Source organism: Streptomyces sp. NPDC033966 (assembly GCF_055575955.1).
This window is the reverse complement of the sequence record NZ_JBVIRQ010000013.1, coordinates 22,693-41,947: the sequence shown is the minus strand read 5'-3', so window position 1 is coordinate 41,947 and position 19,255 is coordinate 22,693. Positions and strand designations below refer to the sequence as shown.

Below are 19,255 nucleotides of genomic sequence, written 5' to 3'. Positions count from 1 at the left end.
ACATGTGTGGCATCGCAGGCACTTACCGGTGGCCGGACGGGAAGGCCGTGACCGACCGGCTCACGGAGACCCTCGCCCACCGCGGTCCGGACGGGGCGGGCCGGTACGGGCACCCCGTCGGTGACGGCGAGGTGCAGCTCGGTCACCGCCGGCTGGCCATCATCGACCTTTCCGAGACCGGCGCGCAGCCGATGGTCTCCGACGGGCTGGTCCTCACGTACAACGGCGAGCTGTACAACGCGCCCGAGCTGCGTGCCGAGCTGGCGGCCTCGGGGGTGCGCTTCCGGGGCACCTCCGACACCGAGGTGCTGCTGGAGGCGTGGCGGCGCTGGGGCGCGGACTGCCTGCCCCGGCTGCGCGGCATGTTCGCGTTCGGGGTCTTCGACGAGCGGACCGGTGAGCTGGTGCTCGCCCGCGACCAGCTCGGCATCAAGCCGCTGTTCCTGCTCCGGCGCGGCGGTGGCCTGGTGTTCGCCTCCGAGCTGAAGGCGCTCGCCGCCGCGACCGGGGGTTCGCTGGAGGTGGACCACGCGGCGCTGGTGGCCTCGCTGCTGTACTACTGGGTGCCGGACTCGCGGTGCGCGTACCGCGAGGCGGAGAAGCTGCCGCCGGGGAGCTGGCTGCGGTGCCGGCCCGACGGCCGGGTGGAGCGCGGCCGGTACTGGAACCTCAGGGACGTCGCCGCCGAGGGCCGGGAGCGGGCCCGCGCCGGTGAGCTGCCCGACCTGGCCGCCATCGTCGAGGAGTCGACCCGGCGGCACCTGCTCTCCGACGTACCCGTGGCGACCTTCCTCTCCGGCGGCCTCGACTCCAGCTACCTGACCGCCCTGGCGGCCCGCCACCGGCCCGGGATGTCCGCCTACACGATCGGGTTCCGCGCCGAGGACGCCAAGTTCGAGGCGATGCCGGACGACCTGCGCTACGCCCGGACGGTGGCCGAGCGGTTCGGGGTCGACCTGCACGAGATCGAGATCGCCCCGGACGTGCTCGACCTGCTGCCGCGGATGACGTACCACCTGGACGAGCCGATCGGCGACCCCGCCGCGATCAACACCTTCCTGATCTGTTCGGCCGCCCGGGAGGCCGGGGTCAAGGTGATGCTCTCGGGGATGGGTGCCGACGAGCTGTTCGCCGGCTACCGCAAGCACCTGGCCAACGTGCTCGCGCTGCGCTACCAGCGCGTCCCGCGGCCCCTGCGGCGCGGCCTGTCCGGCGCCGTGGACCGGCTGCCGGTCGCCACCGCCCGCCGCGGGTACCGGTCGGTGCGCTTCGCGAAGCGGTTCCTGTCCTTCGCCGATCTTCCGGAGGAGACGGCCTTCCGGCGCAGCTACACCATGTACGATCGCGGCGAGCTGCTCGACCTGATCGATCCGGACCTGGCCGGGACGGTCGACGAGGTACTGACCGAGCACGCGGACGTGTACGAGGACAACGACCTCGACGACTTCGTCAACCGCATGTGCCTGGGCGACTCCCGGATGTTCCTGCCGGGCCTGAACCTCGCCTACACGGACCGCTCCAGCATGGCCGCGTCGACCGAGGTGCGCGTGCCGTACGTGGACGTCGAGGTGGTCAAGGCCGCGTTCACGTTCCCCGGGGACCGCAAGATCGTCGGGCGGCAGGGCAAGGCCGTCCTCAAGGAGGCGGCGGCCTCGGTCCTGCCCCGGGAGATCGTCTACCGGCCCAAGGGCCTGTTCAGCGCCCCGCTGCGCGCCTGGATGAGCCGGGACCTGGCACCGCTGGTCCGCGAGGTCATCCACGACGGCGAGCTCGTCCGTTCCGGTTTCCTGCGCCGCGACGCCCTGGCGCGGCTCGCCGCCGAGGACGCGGCCGGGCAGCGGGATTTCTCCAAGCATCTATGGCATGTGCTGACCCTCGAGTACTGGTATCGCGGCGCGACCTCCGGGTCCGGTCAGAGCGCCGGGTTCACGGCTTAGGAATTTCAGAGGAGTTCGGGTGAAGCAGGTCGTACAGAACTACAAGAGCGGCGAGCTGGCGGTGCTGGACGTGCCGGTGCCGGGTTGCAAGCCGGGCGGTGTGCTGGTCCGTACCGCCTACTCCCTGATATCCACCGGGACCGAGCTCATGAAGGTGTCCGAGGCCGGCATGTCGATGCTGGGCAAGGCCCGTTCCAGGCCTGACCAGGTCGCCAAGGTCATGCAGAGCGTGGCCACCAACGGGGTGCCCGCCACGTACCGCAAGGTGATGGGCAAGCTGGACTCCTACACGCCCCTGGGCTATTCGCTGTGCGGGGTGGTCGAGCAGGTCGGCGCCGGGATCGACGACGTGGCGGTCGGTGACGTGGTGGCCTGCGCGGGCAACGAGCACGCGCTGCACGCCGAGTTGAACTGGGTGCCGAAGAACCTGTACGCCCGGGTGCCGGACGGTCTCGCGCCGCGGCACGCGGCCTTCGGCACGGTCGGGTCGATCGCGATGCAGGGCGTGCGCCAGGGCGAGCCCCAGCTCGGCGAGGTGGCGCTGGTCATCGGCCTCGGGCTGATCGGGCAGCTGGTGGTGCAGCTCCTGACCGCCTCGGGGGTCCGCGTCGTCGGCGCCGACCCCGACCCGGTGCGCTGCGAACTCGCCGAGCGGCTGGGCGCCGCGGCGTGCGGCGACCCCGGGTCCGCGGCCGTGGAGGCCGCCGTCGCCGAGCTCACGGACGGGCACGGCGTGGACCAGGTGTACCTGGCGGCCGGCGGTGGCAGCAACCAGCCCGTCGAGCTGGCCGCCCGGCTCTGCCGGGACCGCGGCCGGGTCGTCGACATCGGCAAGTGCCGCCTGGACCTGCCGTGGAACGCCTACTACGAGAAGGAGCTCGACGTCCGGTTCTCCCGCAGTTACGGCCCCGGGCGCTACGACCCGGAGTACGAGCTCGAGGGGCGGGACTACCCGATCGGCTACGTGCGCTGGACCGAGCGGCGCAACCTGGCGTGCTTCCTCGACCTCGTCGCCCGCGGCAGGGTCGACGTGGAGCCGCTCGTCTCCCACGTCGCCGACTTCGATGACGCCGTCGAGACGTACCAGCGCCTCAAGGACGGCGATCTGAAGGCCGTGGCCGTGCTGTTCCGCTACCCCGGACAGGCGCCGGAGGCCGAGCCCCCGGTGCTGGCCGTGCCCGCGGTCAGGCGCTCCGGCGGCGGGGCGTCCACGCCGTCCCGGGCCGCAGGGACCCCGGTGCGCCTCGCGTTCGTCGGCGCGGGGAACTACGCCACGTCGATGCTGCTGCCGCACCTGGTGCAGCGCGAGGGGGTCGAGCTCGCGACGGTCGTCACCACGACGGCGCTGTCCGCGGCCAACGCCCAGCGCAAGTTCGGCTTCGCCGAGGCCACCACCGATCTCGACGCCGTGCTCGGCGACAAGTCCGTCGACGCGGTGTTCGTGGTCACCCGGCACAGCTCCCACGCCGAGCTGACCCGGCAGGCGCTGCTGGCCGGCAAGACGGTGTTCGTGGAGAAGCCGCTGGCGCTCACCGAGGACGAACTGGCCGGTGTCCTCGCGGCGGTGGAGGAGTCCGGCAACGACCGGCTGCAGGTGGGCTTCAACCGCCGCTTCTCGCCGCTGCTCCAGGAGGCCCGCAAGCGGTTCGGCAGCCGGACCGGACCGGCGAGCCTGCGCTACCTGGTCAACGCGGGCCGGCTCCAGCACGGCAGCTGGTACCTGCAGCAGGGCACCGAGGGCTCGCGGTTCGCCGGTGAGGGCGGGCACTTCATCGACACGGCGAGCTGGCTGCTGGGCGCCGACCCGGTCTCGGTGTACGCGGCCGCGACGTCCGGCAACGAGGACCTCCAGGTCGTGCTGCGCTACCCGGACGGCTCCACCGCCACGATCAGCTACGTCACCACGGGCGCCCCCGGCTTCCCCAAGGAGACCCTCGACCTGGTCGCCGACGGCAAGGTGCTGCGCCTGGACGACTTCGTCCGCGCCTCGGTGTACTTCGAGAAGAGCACGGACGGGCGCAAGCGCTGGGTCAGCTCGCGGCTGCCGCAGGCCCGGGACAAGGGCCAGCTCGCCGAACTGGCGGCGTTCGTCCGGGCCGTGCGGACGGGCGGGCCGATGCCGGTGCCGCTGGAGTCGCTGGTCGCCACCACGGCGGCCACCCTCGCCGTGCGGGCCGGCCTGGCCGGCGGCGTGCCCGTGACCCTGGCGGACGGCCGATGACTGTGATCTCGGGGAGTCCGGGCTGGTACCTGCGGCGGCTGTCCCGGATGGGGCCGCAGGAGGTCGGCGGCCGGGTGGGCGACACGGTGCGCAGGCGGCGGTGGCGGTCGGCGCCGCCGGACGCCCCGGCCGTGAGCGGCGCCCGGTTCACCGCGGTGCTTCCCGCGGGGACCGCCGACGCGGTGCCGCCGGACGCCGCCAAACGGCTCGTCGCCGAGGCGGACCGGCTGATGGCCGGGCACGGCGCGTTCTTCGGGGTGGACCGCGACGACCTGGTCGACCCGGACTGGTTCTTCGACCCGAAGACCGGCCTGCGGGCCCCGCAGGGCTACGCCTTCGACGTGCCGTACCGGGACGAGGACGCGGTCGGGGACATCAAGCAGATCTGGGAGCCGTCCCGGCACCAGTACCTCACCGTCCTGGCCGCCGCGTACGCGGTCACCGGGGGCGAGCGGTACGCCGAGCGGGTGGCCGCGCACCTGCGGTCGTGGTGGGCGGCCAATCCGCCGCTGCGCGGGGTCCACTGGACCAGCGGCATCGAGCTGGGCATCCGGCTGCTGTCCTGGGTGTGGGTCCGCCGGCTGCTCGACGGCTGGCCGGGCGCGGCCGGGCTGTTCGAGGAGGACCCGGTGGCGCGGAACCAGGTCTGGCACCACCAGCGCTGGCTGGCCGCGTTCCCCAGCCGGGGGTCCTCGGCGAACAACCACGTCATCGCCGAGGCCGCCGGGCAGTTCGCCGCGGCCTGCGCGTTCGGCTGGTTCCCCTCCTCGGAGCGCTGGCGGGCCGACGCGCTGCGGTCGCTGGAGCGGCACCTGCGCGGCAACACCTTCGTCTCCGGCCTCAACCGCGAGCTGGCCTCCGAGTACCACGGGCTGGTGCTGGAGCTGGGCCTGGCCGCGCTGGCCGAGGCGGACGCCGCCGGCGTGCCGGTCCCGGCACCGGTGCGGCTGGTCCTGCTGCGGATGACCGACGCGCTCGCGGCCGTCGTGGACAACCGGCTGCGGCCGCCGCGCCAGGGGGACTCGGACGACGGGCACGGTCTGGTCGTGGACGGTCCGGGGACCGACCGCTGGGGCTCGCTGCTGGCCACCGGGGACGCCGTCTTCGGCCGGCTCGACTGGTGGCCCGCGGTGACCGGCACCGATGTGCGCACCGCGCTGCTGGCCGCGCTCCTCCGGCCCGGCGCGCCGGCGGTGACCCGGCCGGCGCGCCGTCCGGTCCACTTCCCGGACGCCGGCATGACGGTCCTGCGCGGTCCCGGCGGTCCCGGGGAGCTCTGGGTCCGCTGCGACGGCGGTCCGCACGGCTTCCTGTCCATCGCCGCGCACGCCCACGCGGACGCGCTGTCCGTGGAGGTCCGGCACGACGGGGTCGACGTACTGGCCGACCCGGGGACGTTCTGCTACCACGGGCAGCCCGAGTGGCGGCAGTACTTCCGCTCGACGCTCGGGCACAACACCCTGCAGCTGGACGGCGGTGACCAGTCCGTCTCCGGCGGGCCGTTCCTGTGGACCCGGCACGCCCGGACCCGCGTCCTCGTCGCGGACACCTCCGACGAGGGGGTGTTGCGCTGGTGCGCCGAGCACGACGGCTACCGGCCCTCCGTGCACCGGCGCCGGGTGGAGCTGACGGCCGCGCGCCGGGAGCTGCGGGTGGTCGACGAGGTGAGCGGCCCGCGCCGGGCCGTGCGCCTGGCCTTCCACCTCGGCCCGGCGATCAGCGCGGAGCTGGAGGGCGACCGGGCGCTGCTCACCTGGAGCCGGGACGGCGAGGGCCGCTCCGCGGTCCTCGACCTGCCCGGTCAGCTCTCCTGGCGGGCGCACCGCGGCGAGACCGGCCCGCCGCTGGGCTGGTACTCCGCCGGCTTCGGGCGCAAGGAGCCGGCCACGACGCTGGTCGGCACCGGCTTCGCCGACGGCACCGCGATGCCGGGGGAGTTCGTCACCGTGCTCGGGTTCGGCAGCTAGACGGAGGGGGGTGGTTCTGGTGATCAAGTGGCGGAACTGGGCGTTGCCGGCGGTGCCGGTGGCGTTGGTCCTGCTGGCGGCGACCGGCTGTGACAGCGGTCCGGGCACCCCGGCGGCGAAGCCGGCCGTCTCGCCGTCCCCGTCCGCGTCCGCCGCCGCGGACGCGGCCGCCCGGGTGTGCGCGGGCCCCGCGGCCGGGCCCGCGCAGGCGCCGGCGGGCGCGGTGACGGTCGACCCCGCGGTGGTCGGTGATCTCGCCGCGAAGACCAAGAGCAGTCCCCCGAAGACCACGTTCTGGCTCATGCCGGGTACGCACAGGCTGGACCCGGACCGCTTCGCCCAGGTCATCCCCAAGGAGGGGGACAGCTACCTCGGGGCGCCGGGCGCGGTGCTCGACGGCGGGAAGACCAACCAGTACGCGTTCGGCGGCGCCGCCCCCGACGTCTCCATCCGCCACCTGACCGTGCAGAACTTCGTGGCGCCGCCGGACGAGGGCGTGGTCAACCACGAGTCGGCCGACGGGTGGGTGATCGAGCACGCCACCGTCCAGGACAACTCCGGGGCGGGGCTGATGGCCGGCGCCCGCCAGCAGGTCCGTGCGAGCTGCCTGCGCGGCAACGGCCAGTACGGGATGAACGCGTACAAGGGCGGCGGGCCCATCGGCGGCCTGGTGATCGAGGGCAACGAGATCACGGGCAACAACAAGGACGACTGGGAGCGGCGCAAGCCGGGGTGCGGCTGTACCGGGGGCATCAAGTTCTGGGCCGTCAACGGCGCCGACGTGCGCGGCAACTGGGTGCACGACAACCGCGGGGCCGGGTTGTGGGCGGACACCAACAACAACGACTTCCGCATCGAGGACAACGTGCTGGAGGCCAACGACGGCGCGGCGCTGATCTACGAGATCAGCTACAACGCGGTCGTCCGGAACAACGTGATCCGGAAGAACAACTGGGTCGAGGGCCGCAGGTCCGCCGAACGCGGCGACGACTTCCCGTTCGCGACCGTCTACCTGTCCGAGTCCGGTGGCGAGCCGCGGGTCCGCGCCCGTACGGACCGGATCGAGGTCTACCGGAACGTGCTGGAGAACAACTGGAACGGGATCACCCTCTGGGAGAACGCCGACCGGTTCTGCAACAGCCCGGCCAACACCTCGTCCGGTGTCTGCACGCTGCTGGTGGACCGCGCCGACCGCTGCACCGCGCCGGGCATCGCCGGCGCGCCGCTGTACGCCGACTGCCGGTGGAAGACCCAGCGGGTGGACATCCACGACAACCGCTTCGTGCTGGACACGTCGGTGGTCGACTGCACCGCGAAGTGCGACCGCATGGCGGTGCTGGCCAACTACGGCACCTACCCGGACTGGTCGCCGTACCAGGGCGGCCAGGTGGCCGAGGAGATCTCCCTCAAGCAGCAGAACCGCTGGCACGACAACGTCTACGTCGGACCGTGGAAGTTCGTCGCCCACGACCCGAGCCGGGTGCTCGACTCCGGGCAGTGGCAGGGCCCTCCGTACCAGCAGGACCAGGGCAGCACCTTCGGCCCGCGGGCCGGTGGTTGAGATGGGCGAGAGGAGGACCGTCGGGATCGTCTGGGGACTGCTGGTCCTCAACACGCTCGGCTCGGCCGGGGCGAAGACCATCATTCCGCTCCCCCGGTCCCTCATCCAGATGGCCACCATGGGCGCGCTGGTCGCCGCCTTCGCACTGGCGCTCTCGGTCAACCTCCGGCTGCGCTTCCGGCCCAGCGCCTACGTGTTCCTGCTCACCCTGCTGCTGGTGCCGAGCGTGATCTCCAGCGCGCACCTGGAGTCCGGGTTCGGCGCGCTGTTCCGCTGCGCCCGGCTGGCCCTCTTCGTCGCCACGCTGTGGCTGCTCAGCCGCTGGTGGGACGGCGGCCTGACGTTCGTCCGGCACCACGTCCGGATGTACCTGGCGGTGCTCGGATCGGTGGCCGCGGGGCTGCTCGTCTCGCCGGGCGCGGCGATGCCCGACCTCTACGGGGGGCGGCTGGTCGGCGCGCTGTGGCCGCTGACCCCGCCGCAGATCGGGCAGTACGCCGCGGTGATCACCGGGCTCACCGTGCTGCTCGTACTGGGCCGCAGGACCGACCGGGCCGGCGCGGCGGTGGTCATCGTGCCGTCCCTGGTCCTGCTCGCGCTGACCCACACCCGGACGGCGACGCTCGGCCTGTTCATCGGGCTGGCGCTGGCGATCGGCTCGCTGATGCTGACCAGCTCCGCCGCCCGCCGGTTCTTCGCCTGGGCGGTGCTGTGCGCCACGGTGGCCGCGGTGGGGTTCGCCTCCGCGCTGCAGTCGTGGTTCCTGCGCGGGCAGAGCCGGGAGAACTTCTCCAACCTCACCGGCCGGGCCAAGGTGTGGGACGCCCTGCTGGCGGCCCCCCGGTCGGCCTCGGAGGAGCTGTTCGGCATGGGCCTGGGCGACAAGTCGTTCGGCGGGCTGCCGATCGACAACAGCTGGCTGGCCGTCTACAACGAGCAGGGGCTGACCGGCACCGCGATCGTGGCGGCGGTCTTCGTCGTGCTGGGCGGCGTCGCGCTGCTGCGGCCCCCCTCGCTGGAGCGGGCCTGCGCGATCTTCCTGATCAGCTACTGCGCGATCGCCTCGTACACCGAGGCCGGGCTGGGCGACGCCTCCCCGTACCTGCTGCACCTGGCCGTGGCCGCCTCACTGCTGGCGGTGCCCGCCACGGCCGCGCCGCTCCCGGCGGCCGAAGGCCCCGCACGGCGTATCCCCCGATGGACCCCGGACCGGGAGGTGACCTGAACATGCACGTCCTCGTGGTGCACAACCGCTATGCCTCGGCGCAGCCGAGCGGGGAGAACAAGGTCGTCGACCAGGAGGTGGAGCTGCTGCGCGCGGCCGGCCACCGGGTCGAGGTGTTCGAGCGGCGCAGCGACGACATCGGCGCCCTGTCCCTGCCGGCCAAGGCGGCGCTGCCGCTGCTGGTGCCGTGGAACCCGGCGGTCCGCAAGGAGCTGGCCGCCCGGCTGCGCGCCGGGCGGCCGGACGTGGTCCACGTCCACAACGTCTTCCCGCTCCTGTCGCCCGCGGTGCTGGCGGCCTGCGCCGACGCCGGCGTGCCCGCCGTCGCCACGCTGCACAACTACACCCAGGTCTGCCCGCCCGGCACGCTCCAGCGGGACGGCCGGCCGTGCACCGAGTGCGTCGGGGCGGCGCCGCTGCCCGCCGTCCGGCACGGCTGCTACCGGGGCTCCCGGGCGGCCACGGTGCCGCTGGCGGTCAGCCTGTCGGTCAACCGGCGGCGGTGGTGGTCGGGGGTGGAGCGGTTCCTGTGCATCTCCGCGGCGCAGCGCGACGTCCTGGTGCGGGCCGGCATGCCGCCCGGGCGGCTGGCGGTGAAGCACAACTTCGTACCCGACCCCGGGATCCGCCGGGAGGGCGCCGGCGAGCAGCTGCTCTACCTGGGCCGGCTGGCGGAGGCCAAGGGCGTCCGGCTGCTCATGGCCGCGTGGGACGAGCTGGCCGCGGAAGGCGGTGTGGGCGTACCGCTCGTGATCGCCGGCACGGGGCCGCTGGAGCGGGAGGTGACCGCCTGGGCGGCGGGCCGGGACGACGTGCGCTACGCCGGCCTGTACGACCCGGAGCAGTGCCGGCGGGCCGTCGCCCGGTCGGTGGCCGTGGTGGCCCCCTCGACCTGGCTGGAGGCGTTCGGCCTGGTGGTCGTGGAGGCGATGGCGGCGGGGGTCCCGACCGTGGCCGCCGGTCACGGCGCCTTCGTCGAACTCGTCGACGACGGGGTGACCGGGCTGCTCCACCGGCCGGGCGAGTCCGCGTCGCTCGCGTCGTGCATGCGCCGTATCACGGCCGATCCGGCCCGGAACCAGGAGATGGGGCGGGCGGGCCGGCGCCGCTACGAGCGGGACTTCAGCCCGGCGGTCGGGCTGGAGCGCCTGCTGGACGAGTACCGGTCCGCGATCGCGGGCCGGTCCGGTGGCGGGGAAGTCCCGCCACCGGTTGGGGAACAGAGGACTGGCCCGCGGCGGGGCAACCCGCCGCGGGAGGGATGGGGGCAGTAGATGACACGATGCCGACTCTGCGGTTCGGCGGCGCTCGCGAGCGTCGTCGACCTGGGGGCGACCCCGCCGTGCGAGAGCTTCCTCGCCGCGGAGCAGCTGGACCTGCCGGAGCCCGCGTACCCGCTGCACCTGCGGGTCTGCACGGACTGCTGGCTGGCGCAGATCCCGCCGCTGATCACGCCGGAGGAGACGTTCAAGGAGTACGCGTACTTCTCCTCCTTCTCGACCTCCTGGGTGGAGCACGCGCGGACCTTCGTCGCCGACGCCGTGCAGCGGGTGGGTCTGGGCCCGGACTCCTTCGTGGTCGAGGTCGCGAGCAACGACGGGTACCTGCTGAGGCACGTGGTGGACCGGGGGATCCGCTGCCTCGGCATCGAGCCGTCGGTGAACGTCGGCGCCGCGGCGCGGGAGGCGGGTGTGCCCACGCTCACGGAGTTCCTGGACCCGGCCACCGGCGCCGGCGTCCGCGCCGAGCACGGGCCCGCGGACCTGGTCGTGGCCAACAACGTGTACGCGCACATCCCCGACGTGGTCGGGTTCACCCAGGGGCTGCGCTCCCTCGTCGCCGACGACGGCTGGGTATCGATCGAGGTGCAGCACCTGCTGACCCTGATCGAGGAGAACCAGTACGACACGATCTACCACGAGCACTTCCAGTACTACACGGTCGCGTCCGCGGCCCGGGCGCTGGCGAGCGGCGGACTCACGCTCGTGGACGTCGAGCTGCTGCCCACGCACGGCGGCTCCATCCGGCTGTGGGCGCGGCCGGCCGGGGCGGCCGGTGAGCCGACCCGGCGGGTGGCCGAGGTGCTGGACCGGGAGAAGGCGGCCGGGCTCCAGGAGCTGTCGGGCTACGCCGAGTTCTCCGCCCGGGTGGCCAAGGTGCGCCGGGACCTGCTGCGGTTCCTCATCGAGGCGGCCGAGCGCGGTGAGACGGTGGTCGGCTACGGCGCGCCCGGCAAGGGCAACACCCTGCTCAACCACTGCGGCGTCCGGCCCGACCTGCTCGCGTACACGGTCGACCGCAACCCCTACAAGCACGGCAGGTTCACCCCGGGCACCCGCATCCCGATCCTGGCGCCCGAGCAGATCGCCGCCGACAGGCCGGACTACGTCCTGGTCCTCCCGTGGAACCTGCGGGCGGAGCTGGTCGAGCAGCTGTCCTTCGTGCACGAGTGGGGCGGCCGGCTGGTCTTCCCCATCCCGGAACTGAGCATCGTCGAGGTGAAGTCGTGAAGGTCGTACTGTTCTGCGGCGGTTACGGGATGCGGATGCGCAGCGGCGCCGCGGACGACGTGCCCAAGCCGATGGCGATGGTCGGTCCGCGGCCGCTGATCTGGCACGTCATGCGCTACTACGCGCACTTCGGGCACAAGGAGTTCATCCTGTGCCTCGGGTACGGGGCCCATCACATCAAGGACTTCTTCCTCAACTACGAGGAGACGACGTCCAACGACTTCGTGCTGCGGGGCGGGCGGACCGAGCTGCTGTCCACCGACATATCCGACTGGACGATCACGTTCGCGCAGACCGGCGTCGAGTCGCCGATCGGGGAGCGGCTGCGCCGGGTGCGCCACCACCTGGACGGCGACGAGATGTTCCTCGCCAACTACGCCGACGTGCTCACCGACGCCCCGCTGCCGGAGATGATCGACCGGTTCTCCCGGCGCGACGCCGGTGCCTCGATGATGGTGGTGCCGCCCCAGTCCTCGTTCCACTGCGTGGACCTGGGCGAGGACGGCCTGGTGGGGGGCATCACCCCGGTGAGCGAACTGCCGCTGTGGGAGAACGGCGGCTACTTCGTGCTCCGCCAGGAGGTCTTCGACCACATCCCGGAGAACGGGGACCTGGTCGCCGACGGATGCGCCCGGCTGGCCAAGAGCGGCCGGCTGGTGGCGCACCAGCACCGGGGCTTCTGGAAGCCGACCGACACCGTGAAGGAGCGGGCCGCGCTCGACGAGGCCTACGCCCGGGGCGAGCGCCCGTGGGCCGTGTGGGAGCGGGACGGCGCCGGGGCGGCCGCCGGGGCGGGGACCGCATGATCAAGCTCAGTGCCGGGCGCGTGGACCGGCTCGTCGCGGTCGGCGCGCACTGCGACGACATCGCCATCGGCGCCGGCGGGACCCTGCTGACGCTGTGCCTGGCCCGGCCGGGCATCCGCGTCGAGGCGCTGGTGCTCTCGGGGGGCGGCAGCGCGCGGGAGCAGGAGGAGCGGGCGGCGCTCGCCGCGTTCTGTCCGGGCGCCGACCTGAGCCTGACCGTGCTCAAGCTGCCCGACGGCCGGCTGCCGACGCACTGGGACGAGGCCAAGGCCGCGGTCGAGGAGCTGCGCGGGCGGAGCGATCCCGACCTCGTGCTCGCCCCGCGCGCCGACGACGCGCACCAGGACCACCGCGGCCTGGCGCGGCTGGTGCCCACGGCGTTCCGCGACCACCTCGTGCTCGGCTACGAGATCGTCAAGTGGGACGGCGACCTCGGCCGTCCGTCGGCGTACCAGCCGCTGTCGCCGGAGACCGCCGAGCGGAAGGTGCGGCTGCTGCAGGAGCACTACCCCTCGCAGCGGCACCGCCCGTGGTACGACCGGGAGGCCTTCCTCGGGCTGGCCCGGATCCGCGGCATCGAATGCCACGCGCGCTACGCCGAGGCGTTCGCCGTCACCAAACTCACTCTGAACCTGGGGGATTGAACCTTGCGCGTACTGCTGACCGGACACCAGGGCTACCTGGGCACCGTGATGGCCCCGGTGCTCTCGGCCGCCGGCCACGAGGTCGTCGGCCTGGACTCCGGCCTGTTCGCCGACTGCGTGCTGGGTCCGCGGCCCGCGGACCCGCCGGGGCGGCGGGTGGACCTGCGTGACGTCACCGCCGAGCACGTGGCCGGGGTGGACGCGGTGATCCACCTGGCCGCGCTGTCCAACGACCCGCTGGGATCGCTGGCGCCGGAGCTCACGTACGACATCAACCACCACGCGTCCGTGCACCTGGCCCGGCTGGCCCGCGACGCGGGGGTGCGGCGCTTCCTGTACGCCTCGACGTGCTCGGTCTACGGCGCCGCCGGCGGCGACGTCCTGGTGGCCGAGGACGCCCCGCTGCGCCCGGTGACTCCGTACGCGGAGTCCAAGGTGCGGGTGGAGGACGACCTGCACGCGCTGGCCGACGGCGACTTCAGCCCGGTGTACATGCGCAACGCCACCGCCTTCGGCTACTCCCCCCGGCTGCGCGCCGACATCGTCGTGAACAACCTGGTGGGCCACGCCCTGCTGTCCGGCGAGGTGCTGGTGATGTCCGACGGCACCCCGTGGCGCCCGCTGGTGCACGCCGCCGACATCGCACGGGCCTTCACGGCCGCGCTGGGCGCGCCGCGCGAGGCGGTGCACGACCTGGCGTTCAACATCGGCAGCGAGACCAACAACGTCACCGTCGCCGAGATCGCCGCTCAGGTGGCCGACGCGGTGGCCGGCTCCAAGGTGGTGATCACCGGGGAGACCGGCGCCGATCCGCGGTCGTACCGGGTGGACTTCTCCCGGTTCCGCGCCGCGGTGCCCGGCTTCGAGTGCGAGTGGACGGTGAAGCAGGGCGCGCTGGAACTCGCCGACGCCTACCGCGAACACGCGCTGACCCGGGAGGACTTCGAGCAGCGCTTCACCCGGCTGGCCGTGCTGCGCGCGGCGGCCGAGGCCGGTGCCGTGGACGACACCCTGCGGTGGCGCCGGTGACCGCGCTCGGCCAGGAGATGCACGCGCTGGTGGAGCGGCTGTACCCGCTGTGCCGGAGCATCACCGGCGACGGTGTGCGCGCCACCCTGGACATCGTCGGCGAGTACGTCCCGCTGGAGGTGCACGAGGTACCGACCGGGACGCGGGTACTCGACTGGACGGTGCCGCAGGAGTGGAACATCCGGGACGCGTACGTCGCCGACGCGTCCGGGAAGCGGGTCGTCGACTTCGCCGCGTCCAGCCTGCACGTGCTCGGCTACAGCGTGCCGGTGTCGGCGACGATGCCGCTGTCCGAGCTGCGCGCGCACCTGCACACCCTGCCCGAGCACCCGTCCTGGGTGCCGTACCGCACCAGCTACTACAAGCCGGAGTGGGGGTTCTGCCTGGCCCAGGAGACCCTGGACGCGCTGCCGGACGGGGAGTACGAGGTGCGCGTCGACTCCACGCTCGCGGACGGCCACCTCACCTACGCCGAGCACGTGGTCCCCGGGCAGGTCGCCGACGAGGTGATCGTCTCCTGCCACGTCTGCCACCCGTCGCTGGCCAACGACAACCTGGCCGGCATCGCGGTGGCGGTCTTCCTGGCCCGGGCGCTGGCGGAGCGGACCCCGTACTACACCTACCGGTTCCTGTTCGCGCCCGGCACCATCGGGGCGATCACCTGGCTGGCCCGCAACGCGGAGCGGATCGACCGGGTCAGGCACGGCCTGGTGCTGGCCTGCGCCGGCGACCCGGGCCGGCTGACGTACAAGCAGAGCCGGCGGGGCGACGCGGAGATCGACCGGGTGCTGCGGCACGTGCTGCGGGCCTCCGGACGCCCGCACCACGTCGCGGAGTTCACGCCGTACGGCTACGACGAGCGGCAGTTCTGCTCGCCGGGGTTCGACCTCGGTGTGGGCTCGCTCAGCCGTACCCCGTACGCCGGGTACCCCGAGTACCACACCTCGGCGGACAATCCGGACTTCGTCACGCCGGAGGCGATGGCGGACACCCTCGCCCTCTGCCAGGAGGCGTTCGCCGTGCTGGACCGCAACCGGCGGTACCAGAACCTCAGCCCGTACGGCGAACCCCAGCTGGGCCGGCGCGGGCTGTACGACTCGCTCGGCGGCCGCAGCGACGCGAAGGAGGCCCAGATGGCCATGCTCTGGGTGCTCAGCCTCTCCGACGGCGAGCACAGCCTGCTGGACGTCGCCGAGCGGTCCGGGCTGGCGTTCGACACGGTGGCCGCCGCGGCCGGCGCGCTGCACGGCGCCGGACTGATCAAGGCATGACGCCGGTGCCCACCGAGGGGGAAGAGACGACGGCACCGGCGGCCCCCGCGGCCCCGGACGCGGACACCGCCCCCCGGACCGCCAAGCGGGCCGTCCTCGGCCGTCTCTCCTGGGGACTGGCCGACCAGGCGGCCTCCAGCGTGTCCAACTTCGCGGTGGGCATCTACGTGGCGCGCTCCCTGGGGCTGGCCGCGTTCGGCGTGTTCAGCCTGGCCTGGGTGACCTACGGGGTGGTGCTCAGCGTCTCCCGGGGGCTGGCCACCGACCCGCTCGTGGTGCGCTTCAGCGGTGTGCCGGAGGGGTCCTGGCGCGGGGCGGTGGCCCGGTCGTCGGGTACCGCGCTCGGCGTCGGCGTCGCCGTCGGCGCCGTCTGCCTGGTCGTCGGACTGGGACTGGGCGGGCTCGTGGGGACCGCCTTCGCCTGCCTGGGCGTGGTGCTGCCGGGGCTGCTGCTCCAGGACGCCTGGCGGTACGCGTTCTTCGCCGCCGGGACCGGGCGCAAGGCCTTCGTCAACGACGTGGTGTGGGGCGTCGCGCTCGTCCCGGCCATGGTGGTGGCCGCCCGCGCGGGCAGCGTGGCCGCCTTCGTGCTCGCCTGGGGCGCGTCCGCCGCGGTGGCCGCGGCGTACGGCTGCTTCCAGTCCGGGATCCGGCCCCTGCCGGCCGGTTCCCGCGAGTGGGTACGCGACCACCGCGACCTGGGCTACCGGTACCTGGCCGAGAACACCTGCGTCAGCGGCGCGAGCCAGCTGCGGGCGTACGGGCTCGGCGCGATCGTCGGGGTCAGCGCGGTGGGCGTGGTCCGGGGAGCCGAGCTGCTGCTCGGCCCGTTCCTCGCCGTGCTGATGGGGCTGTCGCTGGTCACGGTCGCGGAGGCGGCCCGGGTGCTGCGGCGGGCCCCGCACCGCCTCGGCGTGTTCTGTCTCCTGCTCGGCGGCGTGCAGGCCGTCGCCGCGCTGCTCTGGGGCGCGGCGCTGCTGCTGGTGCCGGACCGGCTCGGCGGGCTCGTGCTCGGCGACGTCTGGGACGCGGCCTCGCAGCTGATCGTGCCGGCCACGCTCGGCGTCGCGGGCGCCGGCCTCGGCACCGGCGCGGCGGCCGGGCTGCGCGCGCTCGGCGCGGCCCGGCGCAGCCTGCGCAGCCAGTTGTTCGCCTCCGCCTGTTACGCCGTGGGCGGGCTCGGCGGTGCCGTCCTGGCCGGCACGGTCGGCTCGGCCTGGGGCGTGGCCGCCGCGACCGCCTGCGGCTCGGCCGTGTGGTGGCTGCACCTGCGGTCCGCCCTGCGCGAGCGCACGCATTCGATCCGCGAAGTGAGGACCTCATGAACGACCGTCCCAGGCTGAGCGTCGGCCTGCCCGTCTACAACGGCGAGGAGTACCTCGCCGAGTCGCTCGACGCCCTGCTCGGCCAGACCTACGAGGACTTCGAGCTGGTGATCTCCGACAACGCCTCGACCGACGGGACCCGGGACATCTGTCTCAAGTACGCCGCGCGGGACTCGCGCATCCGCTACCTGCGGCTGCCGCGCAACATCGGCGCCGCGCCCAACCACAACCACGTGTTCACCGAGTGCCGCGGCGAGCTGTTCAAGTGGGCCTCGCACGACGACCTGTACGCCCGGGACCTGCTGAAGCGCTGTGTGGAGGCGCTGGACGAGCGGCCGGAGGTGATCCTCGCGCACAGCGGCCAGGCCGTCATCGACGGCGACGGCCGGGTGAAGGTCCCGTACGAGTACGGGATCGCCACCGACTCGCCGAGCGCGCCGGAGCGCTTCCGCAGCTTCCTGTTCGCGCCCGGTGGCGACGACTTCTACGGGGTGATGCGGGCCGACGTGCTGCGCCGGGTGAAGCCGCACGACAGCTACCACCACGCGGACCGCACGTTCGTCGCCGAGATCGTCCTGAACGGGCCCTTCCACCAGGTGCCGGAGCTGCTGTACTTCCGCCGCGACCACCCCACCCGCGCCGAGCGGGCGAACCCCGGCAAGCGCTCCCGGTGCGTCAACCTGGACCCGCGCCGGGCGGGCGCGCTGCACCCGACGCCCCGGCTGCTCGCCGAGTACGTCCTCGGGTTCCTCGGGGCGGTCGGGCGGGCGCCGCTGTCGGCGGCCGACCGGCGCGCCTGCTACCGCCACCTGGCCGTCTGGATGGCGAGCCGGGCCCGGCCGGGGGCCGGCGAGCGGGTCGAGGACCGTGCCCCGGTCGTCCCGGCCCGGCTCGCGGTCTCCGTCGACGACCTCGTCGCCGGGCGCGAGGGGAGGGGGGCATGAGGTCCGCGTACGGAACCCCGGTGCGGGTCGGCGTGTTCGGCCTGCTCGGCTCCGGGAACCTCGGCAACGACGGGTCGTTGGAGGCCGTGCTCGGGTACCTCCGCGACGCGCACCCGGAGGCGGCCGTGGACGCCCTGTGCGGCGGACCCGAGGTCGTCGCGGCCCGGTACGGGATCCCCGCGACGCGGCTGCACTGGTACCGCGGGGAGTACCGGACCGCGTCCCGTGCGGGGGCGGTCGCCGGCAAGGGCCTGGGCAAGCTGGTCGACGTCTTCCGCACCGCCGCGTGGGTGCGCCGGCACGACGTGGTGATCGTGCCGGGCATGGGCGTCCTGGAGGCCACGCTGCCGCTGCGGCCGTGGGGCTTCCCGTACTCGCTGCTGCTGCTCTGCGCGAGCGGGCGGCTGCTGGGCACCCGGGTCGCGCTGGTCGGCGTGGGCGCCGCCCCGATCGGCGACCGGCCGACCCGGGCGCTGGTGCGCTGGTCGGCCCGGCTGGCCGCGTACCGGTCGTACCGGGACGGCCCGTCCCGCGACGCGATGCGGGCGATGGGCGTGGACACCTCGCGCGACGAGGTCTACCCGGACCTCGCGTTCGCCCTGCCGTCGCCTCCGGCGGGCGCGGCCTCGGACGCGCCGGGGCCGGTCTGCGTGGGCGTCATGGACTTCCACGGCGGCAACGACGACCGGGCCCGGGCCGAGGAGATCCACCGGCGCTACCTCGACGGGACGACCCGCTTCGTCCGCGCGCTGGTCGAGGAGGGCAGGCCGGTCCGGCTGCTCACCGGCGACGCGTGCGACGCCCCGGTGGTCGCCGCGATCCTCGAAGCGGTGGACTCGCCGCTGGTCACCGCCGCCGGGGCGGACTCGCTCGACGGCCTGATGAAGGAGGCGGCGGCCGCCGACGCCGTGGTGGCGACCCGCTACCACAACCTGGTCTGCGCGCTGAAGGCCGGCACGCCGACGCTCGCGCTGAGCTACGCGGCGAAGAGCGACGCGCTCATGGCCCGGATGGGGCTGGACGGGTTCACCCACCCGGCGCGCGAGGTCGACGCCGGCCGGCTGCTCGGGCAGTTCCGGGAGCTGGAGGAGCGGTCGGCGGAGTTGCGGCGGACCCTCGCCGAGCGGAACCTGGCCGCCGCCCGGCTCCTGGAGGACCAGTTCGCCGCCCTGACCGCGGCCCTGTTCCCGGCGGGCGGGCGCCCCCGGGGCCGCACCTCCGGCCATGTCCACGCCCACGCCACACGGGAGACCCCTTGAAAGCGACCGAAGTCCCGGCGATCGCCGGCGCGTACCTGTTCGAACCGACGCCGTACGCCGACGAGCGCGGCTTCTTCTGCCGCACCTTCGACGCCGACGTGGTCCGCTCGGTGGGCCTCGACCCGGACGTCTTCATCCAGGACAGCGTGTCCCGTTCGGTCCGGGGCGTGCTGCGCGGCCTGCACCTGCGCTCCGGCGCCGGCGAGGCCAAGCTGGTGCGGTGCTCGTACGGGAGCATCTTCGACGTGGTCGTGGACCTGCGGCCGGACTCCCCCACGTACCGCAACCGGGCCTTCTTCGAGCTGTCCGGCGAGACGCAGGCGACCCTGTACGTCCCCGCCGGGTGCGCGCACGGTTTCCAGGCGCTGAGCGACACCGCCGACACCTCGTACCGGATCGACCGCCCGCACGATCCCGCCGAGGACGTGACGATCGCCTTCGACGACCCGGAGCTCGCCGTTCCGTGGCCGCTGCCGGTCACCTTGATGTCCCGGCGGGACCGGGAGGCTCCGAGCCTCGCCGAGGTCCTGAAGCAGAACGAGAGCTGAGGCGGGCA

The 19,255-nt window shown here is 73.7% G+C and carries 15 protein-coding genes; all 15 read left to right on the top strand.

Features of this window, described 5'->3' with window-relative positions:
• Positions 1-2: 2 nt before the first annotated feature.
• Genes asnB through rfbC form a run of 15 tightly spaced genes read left to right on the top strand, consistent with a single transcriptional unit; the run spans position 3 to position 19,247 of the window.
• Entirely contained in the window at positions 3-1,937 is a 1,935-nt protein-coding gene (asnB, locus tag ACZ518_RS30590; protein ID WP_469116265.1) for an asparagine synthase (glutamine-hydrolyzing), read from the top strand.
• 19 nt (positions 1,938-1,956) lie between these two features.
• Positions 1,957-4,158, top strand: a complete 2,202-nt coding sequence (locus ACZ518_RS30585) for a bi-domain-containing oxidoreductase (RefSeq protein ID WP_469116264.1) — start codon at positions 1,957-1,959, stop codon at positions 4,156-4,158.
• Positions 4,155-6,125, top strand: a complete 1,971-nt coding sequence (locus tag ACZ518_RS30580) for a heparinase II/III family protein (protein WP_469116263.1) — start codon at positions 4,155-4,157, stop codon at positions 6,123-6,125. The genes ACZ518_RS30585 and ACZ518_RS30580 overlap by 4 nt, the downstream gene beginning before the upstream one ends.
• A gap of 16 nt (positions 6,126-6,141) precedes the next feature.
• The gene (locus ACZ518_RS30575; protein WP_469116432.1) at positions 6,142-7,686 is read left to right on the top strand and encodes a right-handed parallel beta-helix repeat-containing protein; all 1,545 of its coding nucleotides are present in this window, start codon (positions 6,142-6,144) and stop codon (positions 7,684-7,686) included.
• A gap of 1 nt (position 7,687) precedes the next feature.
• Positions 7,688-8,911, top strand: coding sequence for an O-antigen ligase domain-containing protein (locus tag ACZ518_RS30570; RefSeq protein ID WP_469116262.1), 1,224 nt, complete (start codon positions 7,688-7,690; stop codon positions 8,909-8,911).
• A gap of 2 nt (positions 8,912-8,913) precedes the next feature.
• Positions 8,914-10,185 carry a glycosyltransferase gene (locus ACZ518_RS30565; protein ID WP_469116261.1) on the top strand — a complete coding sequence of 424 codons (1,272 nt, stop codon included), beginning with the start codon at positions 8,914-8,916 and terminating at the stop codon, positions 10,183-10,185.
• Positions 10,186-11,421, top strand: coding sequence for a class I SAM-dependent methyltransferase (locus ACZ518_RS30560; protein WP_469116260.1), 1,236 nt, complete (start codon positions 10,186-10,188; stop codon positions 11,419-11,421).
• Positions 11,418-12,227, top strand: a complete 810-nt coding sequence (locus ACZ518_RS30555) for a glycosyltransferase family protein (RefSeq protein ID WP_469116259.1) — start codon at positions 11,418-11,420, stop codon at positions 12,225-12,227. Before ACZ518_RS30560 ends, ACZ518_RS30555 begins: the two co-directional genes overlap by 4 nt.
• Entirely contained in the window at positions 12,224-12,871 is a 648-nt protein-coding gene (locus ACZ518_RS30550) for a PIG-L deacetylase family protein (RefSeq protein WP_469116258.1), read from the top strand. Before ACZ518_RS30555 ends, ACZ518_RS30550 begins: the two co-directional genes overlap by 4 nt.
• A gap of 3 nt (positions 12,872-12,874) precedes the next feature.
• Complete coding sequence (locus ACZ518_RS30545; RefSeq protein ID WP_469116257.1) at positions 12,875-13,900, top strand: NAD-dependent epimerase/dehydratase family protein; 1,026 nt, start codon at positions 12,875-12,877, stop codon at positions 13,898-13,900.
• Entirely contained in the window at positions 13,888-15,171 is a 1,284-nt protein-coding gene (locus ACZ518_RS30540; RefSeq protein ID WP_469116256.1) for a DUF4910 domain-containing protein, read from the top strand. Before ACZ518_RS30545 ends, ACZ518_RS30540 begins: the two co-directional genes overlap by 13 nt.
• Positions 15,168-16,496, top strand: coding sequence for a hypothetical protein (locus ACZ518_RS30535; RefSeq protein WP_469116255.1), 1,329 nt, complete (start codon positions 15,168-15,170; stop codon positions 16,494-16,496). Before ACZ518_RS30540 ends, ACZ518_RS30535 begins: the two co-directional genes overlap by 4 nt.
• Positions 16,493-17,440, top strand: coding sequence for a glycosyltransferase family 2 protein (locus tag ACZ518_RS30530; protein ID WP_469116254.1), 948 nt, complete (start codon positions 16,493-16,495; stop codon positions 17,438-17,440). Before ACZ518_RS30535 ends, ACZ518_RS30530 begins: the two co-directional genes overlap by 4 nt.
• Positions 17,437-18,699 (top strand): polysaccharide pyruvyl transferase family protein, encoded by a 1,263-nt coding sequence (locus tag ACZ518_RS30525; protein ID WP_469116253.1) that lies wholly within the window; start codon positions 17,437-17,439, stop codon positions 18,697-18,699. Before ACZ518_RS30530 ends, ACZ518_RS30525 begins: the two co-directional genes overlap by 4 nt.
• Positions 18,696-19,247, top strand: coding sequence for a dTDP-4-dehydrorhamnose 3,5-epimerase (rfbC, locus tag ACZ518_RS30520; protein WP_469116252.1), 552 nt, complete (start codon positions 18,696-18,698; stop codon positions 19,245-19,247). The genes ACZ518_RS30525 and rfbC overlap by 4 nt, the downstream gene beginning before the upstream one ends.
• The last annotated feature ends 8 nt before the right edge of the window (positions 19,248-19,255 follow it).